Source organism: Tanticharoenia sakaeratensis NBRC 103193 (assembly GCF_000963885.1).
GTDB classification, from domain to species: domain Bacteria; phylum Pseudomonadota; class Alphaproteobacteria; order Acetobacterales; family Acetobacteraceae; genus Tanticharoenia; species Tanticharoenia sakaeratensis.
Map to the genome: position 1 here is coordinate 37,686 of NZ_BALE01000004.1, position 14,703 is coordinate 52,388.

General features: G+C 65.4%; 14 protein-coding genes. 10 read left to right on the forward strand and 4 right to left on the reverse strand.

All coding sequences use genetic code 11. The features are described 5' to 3' along the window. Window positions 1-5: 5 nt before the first annotated feature. The 7 genes from pstA (at window position 6) to B8446_RS01450 (ending at window position 7,649) form a co-directional block, all read left to right on the forward strand. Window positions 6-845, forward strand: a complete 840-nt coding sequence (gene pstA / locus B8446_RS01420) for a phosphate ABC transporter permease PstA (RefSeq protein ID WP_048846633.1) — start codon at window positions 6-8, stop codon at window positions 843-845. Further along, complete coding sequence (gene pstB / locus B8446_RS01425) at window positions 842-1,645, forward strand: phosphate ABC transporter ATP-binding protein PstB (RefSeq protein ID WP_241767581.1); 804 nt, start codon at window positions 842-844, stop codon at window positions 1,643-1,645. The genes pstA and pstB overlap by 4 nt, the downstream gene beginning before the upstream one ends. A gap of 20 nt (window positions 1,646-1,665) precedes the next feature. Further along, window positions 1,666-2,376 carry a phosphate signaling complex protein PhoU gene (gene phoU, locus B8446_RS01430; RefSeq protein WP_048846471.1) on the forward strand — a complete coding sequence of 237 codons (711 nt, stop codon included), beginning with the start codon at window positions 1,666-1,668 and terminating at the stop codon, window positions 2,374-2,376. Beyond that, a complete protein-coding gene (gene phoB / locus B8446_RS01435) occupies window positions 2,373-3,089 on the forward strand; it encodes a phosphate regulon transcriptional regulator PhoB (RefSeq protein WP_048846473.1) in 717 nt (238 codons plus the stop codon). The genes phoU and phoB overlap by 4 nt, the downstream gene beginning before the upstream one ends. 138 nt (window positions 3,090-3,227) lie before the next feature. Then, window positions 3,228-4,319 carry a sensor histidine kinase gene (locus tag B8446_RS01440; protein ID WP_053053604.1) on the forward strand — a complete coding sequence of 364 codons (1,092 nt, stop codon included), beginning with the start codon at window positions 3,228-3,230 and terminating at the stop codon, window positions 4,317-4,319. Window positions 4,320-4,446: 127 nt separating this feature from the next. Then, the gene (gene pstS, locus B8446_RS01445) at window positions 4,447-5,454 is read left to right on the forward strand and encodes a phosphate ABC transporter substrate-binding protein PstS (protein ID WP_048846475.1); all 1,008 of its coding nucleotides are present in this window, start codon (window positions 4,447-4,449) and stop codon (window positions 5,452-5,454) included. A gap of 98 nt (window positions 5,455-5,552) precedes the next feature. Then, window positions 5,553-7,649 carry a prolyl oligopeptidase family serine peptidase gene (locus tag B8446_RS01450; RefSeq protein ID WP_048846477.1) on the forward strand — a complete coding sequence of 699 codons (2,097 nt, stop codon included), beginning with the start codon at window positions 5,553-5,555 and terminating at the stop codon, window positions 7,647-7,649. A gap of 129 nt (window positions 7,650-7,778) precedes the next feature. Here B8446_RS01450 and B8446_RS01455 read toward each other — a convergent pair whose 3' ends face one another. After that, window positions 7,779-8,708 carry a LysR family transcriptional regulator gene (locus tag B8446_RS01455; protein WP_048846479.1) on the reverse strand — a complete coding sequence of 310 codons (930 nt, stop codon included), beginning with the start codon at window positions 8,706-8,708 and terminating at the stop codon, window positions 7,779-7,781. 132 nt (window positions 8,709-8,840) lie between these two features. Between B8446_RS01455 and B8446_RS01460 the strand changes: the two genes are divergently transcribed. Then, a complete protein-coding gene (locus tag B8446_RS01460) occupies window positions 8,841-9,560 on the forward strand; it encodes an SDR family oxidoreductase (protein WP_048846481.1) in 720 nt (239 codons plus the stop codon). Between the two features lie 38 nt (window positions 9,561-9,598). On the opposite strand, the gene B8446_RS01465 is transcribed toward B8446_RS01460, so the two are convergent. From B8446_RS01465 to B8446_RS01475, 3 genes are all read right to left on the reverse strand, one after another. Continuing rightward, window positions 9,599-10,201 (reverse strand): cysteine hydrolase, encoded by a 603-nt coding sequence (locus tag B8446_RS01465; RefSeq protein WP_048846484.1) that lies wholly within the window; start codon window positions 10,199-10,201, stop codon window positions 9,599-9,601. Beyond that, a complete protein-coding gene (locus tag B8446_RS01470; RefSeq protein ID WP_048846486.1) occupies window positions 10,198-11,631 on the reverse strand; it encodes an amino acid permease in 1,434 nt (477 codons plus the stop codon). Before B8446_RS01470 ends, B8446_RS01465 begins: the two co-directional genes overlap by 4 nt. A 133-nt stretch (window positions 11,632-11,764) precedes the next feature. Next, entirely contained in the window at window positions 11,765-12,952 is a 1,188-nt protein-coding gene (locus B8446_RS01475; RefSeq protein WP_048846488.1) for a lytic transglycosylase domain-containing protein, read from the reverse strand. Between the two features lie 239 nt (window positions 12,953-13,191). Between B8446_RS01475 and B8446_RS01480 the strand changes: the two genes are divergently transcribed. Both B8446_RS01480 and fliM read left to right on the forward strand, forming a co-directional pair. Further along, window positions 13,192-13,650 (forward strand): flagellar basal body-associated FliL family protein, encoded by a 459-nt coding sequence (locus B8446_RS01480; protein ID WP_048846490.1) that lies wholly within the window; start codon window positions 13,192-13,194, stop codon window positions 13,648-13,650. After that, a complete protein-coding gene (gene fliM / locus B8446_RS01485; RefSeq protein WP_048846492.1) occupies window positions 13,647-14,702 on the forward strand; it encodes a flagellar motor switch protein FliM in 1,056 nt (351 codons plus the stop codon). Before B8446_RS01480 ends, fliM begins: the two co-directional genes overlap by 4 nt. Window position 14,703 lies beyond the last annotated feature (1 nt).

Below are 14,703 nucleotides of genomic sequence, written 5' to 3' on the forward strand. Positions count from 1 at the left end.
CCGCGATGTCCTCCCGCGCGGCCGCGCGCAGACGCACGGACCGGATCGCGACGGTCTTCAGCATCGCGATGACGGGCATCGTCCTGCTGATGCTGGCCTCGATCCTGTGGACATTGATCAGTCACGGAATCCGCGGGTTGTCATGGCAGGTGATCGTGCGACCCATGGGGCCCCCGGGCTCGGACGCGGGCCTTGCCAATGCCATCGTCGGCAGCCTGATCCAGACGGGCGTCGCACTCCTGCTCGCGACGCCGATCGGCCTCGGGTGTGGCATCTATCTGGCCGAATATGGCGCGGGCAACCGGTTTGCCTCCGCCGTGCGGTTCGTCTCCGACGTGCTGCTGTCGGCGCCTTCGATCCTGATCGGCCTGTTCGTCTACCTGGTGCTCGTTGCGCCGACCGGTCGTTTTTCAGGGTTTGCCGGCAGTGTGGCGCTGGCGATCCTGGCCGTTCCGATCATCGTGCGCACGACCGAGGACATGCTGCGCCTCGTGCCGGTCTCGATGCGCGAGGCGGGCGCCGCACTCGGCGCGACGCGCTGGCGCGTGACGCTGTCCCTGAGCCTGCGTGCGGCCCGGCCGGGCGTGCTGACGGGCATTCTTCTCGCCGTCGCGCGTATGAGCGGCGAGACGGCGCCGCTTCTGTTCACGTCGCTCGGTAACGCCAACTGGTCGTTCGACCTGTCGCGCCCGATGGCATCCATGCCGCTTGCCATCTACCAGTATGCGGGTGCCGCCTATGAAGACTGGGTGCAGCTCGCCTGGACGGGCGCGATGCTGGTGACGCTCGGTGTGCTTGCGATCAACATCGTCGTGCGGTTCGGTTTCGGACGGACGAAAGCATGAACGCCTATTCGATGACGGGATCCACGATGGACGCCACGATGACTGCGGACGCGGCTCTGTCCGTCCGCAACCTCAGCTTCTTCTATGGGCAGACAGAGGCTCTCAAGAACATCACGCTCGACTTTCCCAAAGGCTGCGTGACCGCGATGATCGGCCCGTCGGGCTGCGGCAAATCGACGCTGCTGCGCGTGTTCAACCGCATGTATGACCTCTATCCCGGCCAGCGTGCGACCGGCGAGGTCATGTTCGATGGCGTGAACCTGCTGGAGTCCGGCGTCGATCTGAACCAGCTCCGGGCTCGCATCGGCATGGTCTTCCAGAAGCCGACCCCGTTTCCGATGTCGATCTACGACAACATCGCATTCGGCGTGAGGCTGCACGAGCGGCTGTCGCGCCGCGACATGGACCATCGGGTGGAAGAGGTCCTGACCCGTGTCGCCCTGTGGTCCGAGGTGCGGGATCGTCTGCGCAGCCCGGCATCCGGCCTGTCGGGCGGCCAGCAGCAGCGCCTGTGCATCGCGCGCAGCATCGCAACCAAGCCCGAAGTGCTGCTTCTGGACGAGCCGACATCCGCCCTCGATCCGATCTCGACCGCCCGTATCGAAGAGCTGCTCGACGAACTGAAGGATCATTTCACGATCGCCATCGTGACGCACAACATGCAGCAGGCGGCCCGCTGCGCCGATCAGGTCGCATTCTTCTATCTGGGAGAGCTGATCGAGATGGACAGCGCCGATCGCCTCTTCACGGCGCCGCGCCTGAAGCAGACGCAGGATTACATCACCGGCCGGTTCGGCTGAAGATCGGGGAGCAGGCGGGCATGGTACGCAACGGCACACACACGGTCAAAAGCTACGAGCAGGAACTCGGGCAGCTGCGCGCGATGGTGGCCCGGATGGGCGGCATCGTCGAAAGCCAGGTCGCCCGGGCCCTGTCCGCGGTCGCCGAGCATGACGGCGATGCCGCACGCCTTGTCCCCGAGCAGGACCCCGAGGTGGATGCGCTCGAGCGTGACGTCGAGGCGCTGGCCATCCGTCTCCTCGCCCTGCGCGCGCCGATGGCGGGAGACCTGCGGGAGATCGTCACGGCTATGAAGATGACCGGCGATCTCGAACGGATCGGCGACTATGCGGCGTCGATCGCGCGGCGTTCGCTGCGTTTCGATCTCGCGGACGGGCGCATCTCGTTGTCCGGCCTGCGGAGCATGGGACGTCTCGTTCAGGAGAACCTCCGTCGCGCGATCGACGCCGCGACGCAGCAGGACGCCGATCGGGCGATGGAAGTCTGGCATTCCGATCAGGCGGTCGACGACTATTACACGGCGCTGTTCCGTTCGCTGGTGACCTACATGATGGAAGACCCGCGGAATATCGGGCCCTGCACGCATCTTCTGTTCATCGCCAAGAATCTCGAGCGGATCGGCGATCACGCGACCAACATCGCCGAGCGCGTCTACTACTCCGTGACAGGCGACAACATGACGGGTTCACGGCCGCGCGGGACGGGAACATCTTCCGTGGATGCGTCATGAGCGGAACGACTGCCGTTGCCCGGGCGCAGGGCCTGGTCCTCGTCGTCGAGGACGATCCGGCACTGCGCGTGATGCTGCGCTACAACCTCGAGAAGCTCGGCTATCGCGCTGAGGTGGCGGAAGACGGTGAGGAGGCCTTGGCCGCGCTCGATCGTGGTCGCCCTGACGTGGTGCTGCTGGACTGGATGCTGCCCGGCATTTCGGGTCTGGATGTGTGCCGCGCCATCCGCGAACGTCCCAACCTGCGGGACGTGCCGGTCATCATGCTGACCGCGCGGACGGAAGAGCAGGACACGATCCGGGGTCTCGATACGGGTGCCGACGACTATCTGACCAAGCCCTGCAGCATCGAGGCGCTGGACGCACGGCTGCGCGCGCTCCTGCGGCGCGCCACGACGACTTATGAGGTCCTGACCTTCGAGACCGTACGTCTCGATCCGGAAACGCATCGCGCCGAGCGCGGCGGCCGCCGGCTGGCGCTGGGCCCCACCGAATTCAAGCTGCTCGACTTCTTCATGCGCAATCCGCGCCGCGTCTTCTCGCGCGAGGACCTGCTGCGGCGGATCTGGGGCGGCAACATCCATGTGGAACTGCGGACGATCGACGTGCACATCCGCCGTCTGCGCAAGGCGCTGAACGGACCGGGAGAGGCCGACATCGTGCGGACCGTGCGCGCGGCCGGCTATGCGCTCGATGATGCGCCGACGGACTGAGAATGACATGAGCGCTCCGAGGATCCGCGCCTGAGCGGCACGCTGATCTGGTGTGCGGCCGCGACCGGATGGGGGGCGGTATGCGCCGTCGCCGGGGCTGCGATCGCGCATCTCCGATGGGCGCCCCGCGTCGCCAGCATGATCGAGGAACAGGTGATCGTGCCGTCCGGCGAAATGCTGATCGGGCTGGTGCCGGCGGCCGTCGTGCTGGTCGATGTGCATGGCAGGGTGCTTCATGCCAACGTCGAGGCCCGCTCGCAGTATGGCGATGCGCTGGGTGCGGTCATGCGCGCACCGGAAGCCCATCGCGCGACGGCAACCCTTCCGCCCGGCGGCAGCGCCCATGCGACGCTCGCGCTCGATGTGCCGGTCCAGAGGGTGGTGCAGGCGTCTTTCCGGGTCCTGCCGCTGGAAGACGATGGTGTGGACTGGGGCGCCGCGCGCATGATCGTCGTGCTGGTCGACCGGACGGAAGCGCACGCCATCGCCCGGATGCGGACCGATTTCGTCGCCCATGCGAGCCATGAGCTGCGCACGCCGCTTGCCTCGCTGAGCGGCTTCATCGAGACCCTGCGCGGACCTGCGGCAGACGATCCGGAGGCGCAACGGCAGTTCCTCGACATCATGGCGGCCCAGGCCCAGCGGATGCAGCGCCTGATCGATCGCCTGCTGTATCTCTCCCGGGTGCAGGTTCTCGAACACCAGCGCCCGCGCGATGTGGTCGATGCGGAAGACGTGCTCGATCGTGTGCTCGATGAAACGGCGATGCTCCTGCGCGGGCGGCCGCTTCTCCTCGATCTGCAGACGCCCGAGACACCGTTGCGCGTCCATGGCGAGGAAGACCAGATCGTCCAGGTTCTGCTGAATCTCGTGGAAAACGCGATGAAATACGCGGGCGGCCCCACTGCGGGCCGCAGGCGGGACGGGCTCGTGACCATCAGTGTCTTCGCCCGCGAGGCCGGACGGGACAATGACCGCTGGCCCACCCATTCCGGCGTGCTGTTCGGCGTCTCCGACGACGGCATCGGGATCGCGCCCCAGCACCTGCCGCGCCTGACCGAACGTTTCTACCGTGTCGGCGGCAAACAGACAGGGGACGCCCCCCAGCCGGGAACGGGGCTTGGCCTTTCCATCGTCAAGCATATCGTCGATCGTCATGGCGGGCGGCTCGTGATCGAGAGCGAGCCCGGACGCGGCACGACGTGTCTCGTCTGGCTGCCTGCGGCCTGAACTGTCACAAAACGATCATGCAACGGCCACTCGCGGGCCGTCGGGCGGCGCGATAGAGAAGCGCCAGCCGGACCGGGCGGCCTTTGCCCGATCCGAATCGTCGCCGCCCTATGGAGGGATCTCCCCGATGAAGACGCGCCTGTTCTCGACCTCGACCCTGTGCGCGCTCGCGCTGTGCGCCGCCACGACGGCCCATGCGCAGAGCGTGACCGGCGCCGGATCGAGCTTCGCCGCTCCGATCTATCAGGCCTGGGGCCACAGCGCGCAAGGCACGACCGGCGTTGCCGTGAATTACCAGAGTGTCGGCTCGAGCGCCGGCCAGAACCAGGTGATCGCGCGGACGGTCGATTTCGGTGCGTCCGACAAGCCCATGGCGGCCGACGGTCTGGCCAAGAACAAGCTCTTTCAGTTCCCGACCGTCATGGGCGGCATCGTGGTCGTCGTGAACGTGCCGGGTGTCGAGCCCGGCAAGCTGCGTCTGGACGGCGAGACGCTCGCCGGCCTGTTCGACGGCGACATCACCGAATGGGACGACGACAAGATCAAGGCGCTGAACCCCGGCCTGAAGCTGCCGGACACCCCCGTTGCCCCCGTGCACCGCGCGGATGGCTCGGGCACGAGCTTCGTGTTCACGTCCTACCTGTCGAAGATGTCGCCGGAGTGGAAGCAGAAGCTGGGTGCTGGCACCTCCATCGCATGGCCGGGCGGCGCGGGCGCTCATGGCAATGATGGCGTAGCCGCGACCGTGCGCGATACCGAAGGCGGCATCGGCTACGTCGAATATGCCTATGCCGCGAACAACCACCTGAATGCGGCCCAGCTCAGGAACCAGGCCGGCCACTTCGTGACGGCCGATCTCAAGAGCTTCTCGGCGGCGGCCTCCGCTGCCGATTGGACGCATGCCGACCATTACGCCGTCGACCTGCTCGACACGGCAGGCGAGAGCGCCTGGCCGATCATGACGGCGACCTTCGTTCTGGTGCCGACCAACCCGTCGGATGCAGCCCAGGGCGCCGCCGTGCAGAAGTTCTTCGCATGGGGCCTGAAGTCCGGCGATGCGGATGCAACCAGACTCGACTACGTGCCGCTGCCGGCTTCGGTGAAGGCGGACGTGCTGGCGCAGTGGCCGCACTGAACAGACCAGCCGCACGCGCCGTGAACACGGCGCGACGGATTTTCAACAGGGCGTAAAACGTGACACTCTTCGGGCGGAATCCTGCCGGAGAGTGTCGCTTGAACCGTTTTTCATCGTCGCGCGTGCTGTGCGCATCCGTGGCGGCCCTGGCGCTGAGCGTGGCGCCCGCCCGCGCCGCGACGGTCACGTCGCCGCCCTATCTCGATGAGATCACCGGCGCCCGGGCGCTGGATTTCGTCAAGGCCCGCGACGCGCATACGCTCGATGTCCTGACGCACGACCCGCGCTATGCCGGCTTCTATAAAGACGCGCTGACGATTGCGCAGTCTCACGACCGGATCGCGGCACCGGAACAGCTCAACGGCCAGATCTACAATTTCTGGCAGGATGCGGATCATGTGCGCGGCATCTGGCGCCGCACCGGCGTCGCATCCTATCGCACCGGCAAGCCGGACTGGACGACGGTTCTCGATCTGGACGCGCTGTCTGCCTCCGAGCATGCGAACTGGGTCTGGAAGGGTGCGGACTGCCTGGAGCCTGATGAGACACGCTGTCTGATCTCGCTGTCCGACGGCGGCGAGGATGCCGTGACGGTCCGGGAATTCGATCTTGCGACGAACGCCTTCGTGCCGGGCGGCTTCGCGCTGCCGGGGGCCAAACAATCGGCCGACTGGCTGGACCGCGATACCCTGCTGGTCAGCCGTCCCTGGCGTCCGGGCGACCTGACGGATTCGTCCTATCCCTACATCGTGCGGCTCTGGCACCGCGGGACGCCGCTCAATGTCGCGACGGAAGTGGCGCGGGGCACGAAGCAGGACATGGAGGCGTCCGGCGAATCCTTCACGGACGGGCAGGGACACCATGTCGCCCTGATCCAGACGGCGCACACCATCTTCTCGAGCAGCTACGCCCTGCTGGAGAATGGGCATACCACGCCGCTCGACCTGCCGCGGAAGAGCGACATCCAGGGATTGCTGGACGGGCAGCTCGTCGTTCGGCTGAACGAGCCCTGGACGGCGAACGGCCAGACCTTTCCGACGGGCGCGCTGGTGGCCGTCGACCCGACACAGCCCGCGCCAAAGCCTGAACTGATCGCCGCGGCCGGCCCCCGCCAGATGATCGAAGGCGCCGCCGTCACGAAGGGCCATGTGCTGGTCGCACTCTACGACAACGTGCGCGGAACGGTCGTGTCGTATGCGCGCGGCAGCGACGGGTGGCGGGGGCGGCGTCTGGCGCTGCCAGGGGATGTTTCCGTCAGCATCACGAGTTCGACCATTCGCGATGACGACGCCTTCATCGGGGTCTCGGGTTTCCTGACGCCGCCGGAGCTTTGGCAGGCCAATGCCCGAACGGGCGGGCTGAACCGGCTCGTGGCAATGCCGCCGCAGTTCGATGCCGCCGGACTGACCGTCGACCAGTACGAAGCCGCTTCGACTGACGGAACCAAAATTCCGTATTTCCTGGTGCACCGCCGGGACATGGCGGAGAACGGGACCAACCCCGTGCAGCTCTATGCCTATGGCGGGTTTCAGATTTCGATGACGCCGCGCTACTCGGGCACGCTTGGCAAGCTCTGGCTGGATCGTGGCGGCGTCTATGCACTCGCCAATATTCGCGGCGGTGGCGAGTTTGGCCCGGCATGGCACGAAGCAGGCCTGAACGTGCACCGCCAGCGCGTCTTTGACGATTTCGCGGCTGTCGCCCGGGACATGATAGCCCGCCACGTCACATCGCCCGCGCATCTGGCGATCCGTGGCGGGTCGAACGGCGGCCTGCTGATGGGGGTCGAATTCACGCAACATCCGGAGCTCTGGAAGGCCGTGGTCATCGAGGTGCCGCTGCTCGACATGGTCAATTTCGAGACCATGTCTGCCGGATCGTCCTGGACAGGGGAATACGGCAGCGTGCGTGACGCGGCCCAGCGCGCGTTTCTGGAGCAGATCTCGCCACTTCAGAACCTGAAGTCCGGCGTGCGTTATCCGGTGCCGTTCATCATGACCTCGACCAAGGACGATCGCGTCGGCCCGGTCCATGCGCGTCGGTTCGCGGCACGAATGGACGCGCTGCATCTGCCGTATTTCTATGATGAGCAGGTCGAGGGCGGTCATGCGGCCGGTGCGAACCTGCGCGAGGCGGCACAGGAGGCGGCGCTTGAATACACTTATATGTGGCGGACCCTCGACGGGGCGCCGTAACGGAAAGCCGTCCGGGGCTGGTCGCGTCTGCCGCATCGTCCGGCAACTTCGCCTTCCGTAAGCCCGCCAAAGGTGAGTGCCCATCAGATTCCCTGAACGCGGCCGCGGCGGTCCGGAAGTCTTTTCCGATTACGCTTTCGGATAGGCCTTCCGGCAGATTCCGGTGATGAGGTCCCGCAGCCAGCGATGTGCCGGGTCAGCATCCATGCGCGGATGCCAGATCGCAACGATCTTGAATTCGGGAAGAGCGAATGGCGCCTCGAAAGTCGCCAAGCCCCGTGGTGCACCATGCTTGGGCGGCAGGGCATGTCCCAGGCAGGACCGAGGGACGAACGCGACCAGCTCGGATCCGCGCGCGATCCGCATGGCATCCGGGTAACCCGGGACCACGACCCGAACCATTCGCCCGAGATCGAGTTGCGCCAGCGCATGCTCGATCGGGTCAAGGCCATTGTCGTTCCGTGATGCGACGACATGGTCGCATGTCGCGAGGCGATACGGCGTGGGCCCATCGCCTGCCAGAAGCGGATGGCCTTCCCGGACCACGCCGACAAGGCGATCGGCAAAAAGGAACCGCGTCCGGATTTCCGGCGCATCGGTACCGCGAACGCCGATTTCGAGATCGACCGATCCATCCCGCAGCGGCGCGGCGTCTTTCGATGTCTTGGGGACGAACCGGAGCCGGACGCCGTGCGCCGTCCGGAGCACCGCTTCCACGACCGGGGCCGCGAGGAGATCGAGAAAGGCCTCGCTCGCCCGGATCGTGAATGTCCGCGTTAGCGACGCGACATCCAGATGCGCCGGCTGCGGCTGCAGTATCGCGCGTGCGTCCCGTGCCAGCGTCTGAACCCGATCACGCAGTTCGGCCGCGCGCGGCGTCGGGACAAGTCCGCGGCCAGCGCGCACCAGCAGCGGATCGCCCGTGGCGTCCCTCAGCCGTGCGAGCGTCCGGCTCATGGCAGACGCACTCAGCCCGAGACGCCGGGCAGCCGCCGTCACGCTGCTTTCGGCAAGCAGGACGTCAAGAGCATCAAGCAGGTTCAGATCCACATCGGCCATGGGTCACCGTAAACAGCCTGGCTCGCCAGTCATAGCGTCGGATGCAATCATACTGTGCGCGGCGTGCGTCTGGCGCCCGATGTCCGGACGCGCCAAATGCGGGCTAATAGTCCTCAATCGAAAGACGTCGCCATGACCGAAACGCGCATGCCTGCCTTCCGGCCGACCCTTCTCCTGATCGGTGCCTCGCGTGGGCTGGGCCACGCCATGGCTGCCGAATTTCTGGCCCGGGGATGGAACGTCGTCGGCACGATCCGCGAACCGGATGCCCGCACACCGTTTCACGATCTGGCGGAACGCTATGGCGAACAGGTCGAGATCGAGTGCCTCGACATCTGCGTGCCGGACCAGATTGCGGCGCTGAGGATGCGTCTATGCGATCGACGGTTCGACATGCTGTTCGTCAACGCCGGGACGACCAACGCCGATCCGACACAGACGATCGGCGCCATATCAACCGCCGAGTTCATGCATGTCATGATGACCAACGCGCTCAGCCCGATGCGCGTCGTCGAGAGCCTGCAGGACCTCGTGCCCGCGAGGGGCTTGATCGGCGTCATGTCGTCGGGGCAGGGAAGCGTCGCCAACAACAATGGCGGCAAGCGCGAACTCTACCGTGGCAGCAAGGCAGCCCTGAACATGTTCATGCGGAGTTTTGCAGCGCGCGAGGGGGCTTCACCGCGTCCGATGGCTGTCATGGCACCGGGTTGGGTGCGCACGGAACTGGGTGGCCCAGACGCGCCGTTGGGAATCGAGGACAGCATTCCGAACCTCGTGACTGTCCTGACCGGGAAGCAGGCGCGACCCGGTCTCGAATATCTCGACTATCTGGGACGCACCGTGCCCTGGTAACGCGCGCCGCCGGCGTCGCCCGCCCGGCGGCATCGATCTTACAGACGATCGAGAAACGCTCCGTGGGGCTCGACATGCGCAAACAGCGGCAGGTCATAGGCGACGGCCCCGTCATGCGCTTCGTGACTGGTCGCGGCGCAGCAATCGCTCAGCGCATGGACCGTGAAACCGCGCTCGTAGGCCGAGCGTACGGTCGATTCCACGCAGCAGTTGGTCAGGAAGCCGCAGACGGCGACGGTTTCGATGCCGAGGCTGCGCAGGATGAAGTCCAGATTGGTGCTTGCGAACGCATCGAGGCCGCGCTTGCCCTCGATCAGGATATCGCTTTCCGATCGCGGCAGGGCCTCGGTGATTTCGGCACCCCACGTGCCTGCGCGAAAGGCTTTTGCGTCCACGACACCCTTCAATACGCCATAGGGCTCGCGCGTGATCTCCCGATAGCCTTCGGCGAACCGGATCGGTGCCCAGAGGATTTGCGCGCCGGAGGCCCGTGCGCGCCGGATCAGCTCGGCGCTGTTGGCGAGCATGTTCTGCCGCGCCATGCTCGCCGCGACGGCACCGTGCATGGCGCCACCCTCGGTCGTGAAGTCGTTCTGGTATTCGATCAGGACGATCGCCGTGCGTCTGGCGTCCATGTTCATGCCCTCGTCATGTCAGGCCCGACCGGTCGCGACGCCGGACGACGGCGGCGCAGAAACGACCAGCCGATCACGAGCATCGCCACGATGACGGGCAACGCGACCAGCGTATAGGTTCCTTCCGGATAATCGAAGCCCATCATCACGACGACGAAGGCAAGGAAGCCAAGCGTCAGCCAGTTGCTGACGGGCGCCCACGGCATCGGAAAGCTGGTGGCGGGCAGTTCGCCACGATTGATCCGGGCACGCAGGCGCTGCTGGCACACCAGGATGAAGGCCCATGTGCTGAGGATGCCGAGCGCCGAGAAATTCAGGACGATCTCGAACACCTCGGAAGGGATGACGTAGTTCAGTCCGACGCCCACGAGATAGACCGCGGATGTCGTGAGGATGCCGACATAGGGCACCGAATTGCGGTTCATCCGCGCGAGCCCCTTGGGCGCCGAATCCCCAAGCGCCATGGCACGCAGCACGCGGCCGGTGGAATAGAGGCCGGAATTGAGGCTGGAGAGCGCTGCCGTCAGTACCACGATGTTCATGACCGTGCCGACGCCGGGCACGCCGAGTGCCTGAAAGAATGTCACGAACGGACTGATGCCCGGGTGATAGGCGGTCCAGGGAAGCAGGCAGACGAGCAGGATGACCGAGCCCACATAAAACAGGCCGATCCGCCAGATGACGCTGTTGATCGCCCGCGGCAGAACGGCGCGTGGATCGTCACACTCGCCGGCCGCCGTGCCGATCAGCTCGATCCCTGAATAGGCGAAGACCACGCCCTGCAGAAGGAGAAGTGCCGGCATGATTCCGTGTGGAAACAGGCCGCCGTTCTGCGTCACGAGATGCAGCCCCGTCGCGTGGCCCGCGACCGGCACGCGCAGCCCGAGGATCGCGACGCCCGCAATCAGGAAGATCACGAGGGCGACGACCTTGATCAGCGAAAACCAGAACTCCATCTCGCCGAAATACTTGACGCCGATCATGTTCATCGTGGCGACGATACACAGGGCCGCCAGCGCGAAAACCCATTGCGGGACGGCGGCGGTCGGCCCCCAGTACTGCATGTAGAGCGCGACGGCGGTGATATCGACGATCCCGGTCATCGCCCAGTTCAGAAACGACATCCAGCCCGCGACATAGGCCCAGCGCTCTCCCATGAATTCCCGGGCATAGGAGACGAAGTTGCCGCTGCTCGGCCGATGCATCGCAAGCTCGCCCAACGCGCGCAGGATAAGGAACGAGAAGGCGCCGCAGACGAGATAGACGAGAGCGAGCGATGGGCCGGCGCTGGCGAGCCTGCGTCCGGCTCCCAGGAAAAGGCCGGTGCCGATCGCGCCGCCGATTGCGATCATCTGGATCTGACGACGGCCGAGATCCTTGTGGTATCCCTCTTCCGATACCGTGCCCGGTGCGGAATGGGGGGACGAATGGGTCATGCGTAAGTGCCCCGAAAAGACATTTCGATCTGTTGATGTCATCGTAGGCGATAAGCCCCGCGCGTGACCAGCCGGGGGGCTCGGAGCGTCCGGTCAGGGGAGCCTCGCAAAGGCCTCCATCCGCGCCAACGGATCAGTGCCCCGGTGGCTCGACGATGCAGGCCATGCCCTGCTGCTGAAGCGTCGCACAGGCACCGGACGCGGCAGCGCGGCTCAAACCGGCAAGCCGCGCCCGATAGACCGTCCCGCGCCCCAGCGGCGTTACCGGCTGGACCACGCTCTGGGCGCCGGCCAGTTCGGCGAAGTCCCCCTGACGGGCGATGGTCGTTGCGAATCGCGCCTGTCCCGATGAGCCGAACGCACCGACCTGAACCGCATATGCGCCATATGTCGCGTGCGGCGGAGCGGCTGCCGCTGGAGGCGGCGAAACCAGACGCATCGCGGGACGTGGTGCCGACGCGTAGGCCACGGTGCGGTAGACAGGCTCAGGAGCGGGCGCGGGCGACGGCGGCGCACTCGGCTGGGTCACGGCGCATGGCACGTCGGGATCGTAGGCGTCGTCCGGGCTGCACGGGATGGGCGTCGGACGGGACAGGGAGGCGACCGCCACAGGGCGTGCGTAGGAACGGGCAGGGGCCGCAGGAGCCGGAGCCGCGCAGGCAGGATCGTCGGCGGCCGCCATCGTGCAGTCGGGCGGTCCGGCTTCGGCGACCTCGACCGGCGCCGCGCCCGGTCCGGCCGCGGGCGAGCCCTGGAGCTGCTCGGCACGGGCATAGGTTGCGAGCGGCCCTGTCATGGCGACTTCGGTGCCGAGATTGGGCGTGATGCTGGCGACATAATTGACGGTTTCGTTCGGCAGATCCCGGCCGCGATAGAGGTAGTCCTCAAGACGCTGCGGACCGGCGTTGTAGGCGGCAAGGAACGCGGGCGCGCCGTATTTGCCATTCAGGATACTGATGTAGCCGGTCCCCGCCATGATGTTGTCGTGCGGTTCGTAAGGGTCGGAACCGAGGTCGAACCGGGACTGCATGTCGGCGTAGGTCTGTGGCATGAGCTGCATGAGGCCCATCGCACCTGCCGATGACGTGATCGGCTGACCGTCGAGATACTCGTGCCCGCCCGATTCCTGATGAATCACGGCCCGGATCCACTGCTCGGAAATGGCGAATCGCCGGGCTGCCTCATGGATATAGGGGCCCCACGGATCGGCGGCGGTGCCGGGTGCGCGATAGGCGCCGGAGCCTGCGTAATATCGGTCGTATCCGCCGGTATGCGAGGCCGCGCATCCACCCAGGCCCAGCAGCAGGACGATGGAGCCCATCTCGCGGACCCGCGGCAGGCGCGATCTGGATGGACGAGTGGGGCTTGGTCGAGGGTGCATGAGCCAGACTGCCGCAATTTGCCTGAAATCGGCAAGTATTGTCATGAAGGCGGCGGATAACCTGTCAGTGCCCGTCGCCGAAGTCGTTGCGTCAACGACTTGTTAAGTATTGGCGATGCATGATCGGCAGGGCGGGAGACGTGAGAGTGTCCCCGATCGCTGGAGCCTGAACGATCCCGATGTCCGCATCCGAGACACAAGATAAGCCCAAGAAGTCGCGCAAGCTGATCCTGATCGGCGGTGTCGCGGCACTGTGCCTTCTGGGTGGTGGCGGCTACTTCGGCTGGCGGCATTTTCATGGATCGTCGAAGGTTCAGGCGAAGGCAGCGGTCCAGCAGCCGGCCATGCTCACCTTGCCGACCATCATGTCCAATCTGGACGCGGGCGACGGCCATACGCAGTTCGTGAAGCTGAATGCCCGGCTCGAGATCGCGCGTGCGCAGGACCAGGCGGCCGTCGAGGCCATGATGCCCCAGATCCTCAACGTGTTTCAGACCTATCTGCATGAGACACGCCCCGATGAACTGTCCGGCGGCGGCCTCTATCGTCTGCGCGAGGCCATGCTTCAGCAGATCGCCAATACGGTCGCCCCGATCCAGATCCGCGATCTCTATTTCACGGAACTCCTGACGCAATGAGCGAAGAGCAGGAGCCCATGTCCGATCCCATGATGGCGGAGGAGCAGGAAGACCGTATCCTGAACCAGGCCGAGATCGACAGCCTGTTCGGTGTCTCCGAGTTCGATGCACCGCAGGGGAACGACATCGAACGCCTGATCGGCGCACCGCTGGCCTCGCATGAGCGTCTGCCCATGCTGGAGATCGTCTTCGACCGACTGACCCGTATTCTATCGACCAGTCTTCGCAATTTCACAAACGACAACGTCGAGGTGTCGGTCGACCGGCTGAACTCGCAACGCTTCGGCGATTATATCGACAGCGTGTCCGGCCCATCCATGTATGCCGTCTTCTGGGTCGAGGAATGGGAAAACTACGGCGTTCTCGTCATCAGTTCGCAGCTCATCTACCTGATCGTCGACGCGCTGCTGGGTGGCGATCGCCGCAATGGAGTGGCGCTCGAGACGACGTCGTCTCGAACCCAGGGGCGACACCATACGACGATCGAGAGATCCCTGATCGAGCCGATGGTCCGGATCATCCTTGCTGATCTCGCAACGAGCTTTGCCCCGCTGTGCGCGGTGAATTTCCGGTTCGAGCGTCTCGAACTGAATGCGCGGTCCGCCGCGATATCACGCAATTCCAACGGTATCATCCAGGCGCGATTCTGCATCGAGATGTCGGGGCGTGGCGGCGATGTGGATCTGATCCTGCCGCACGCCACTCTGGAACCCGTGCGTGAAATCCTGCTCCAGCAATTCATGGGCGAGAAATTCGGCCATGATTACATCTGGGAGACGCATCTGGCTCATGAACTGTGGCTCACGGAAGTCGAACTCGATGTCGTCCTCGATGAACAGGTCATGAAATTGCATGACGTCATGGCGCTCCGGCCGGGCAGCCAACTGATCCTGCGCAATGGTGCGCGGACCTCGGTTCACCTGAGGTGCGGCGAGAAGACGCTCTTCGAGGGACGCGTCGGACAGCGCAAGGGCAAAGTCGCCGTGCGGATCGAACGTAATCTGAACGATCGCTCCGCCGACGGCGACGGTGCCGGCGCGGCATATAGCTGAG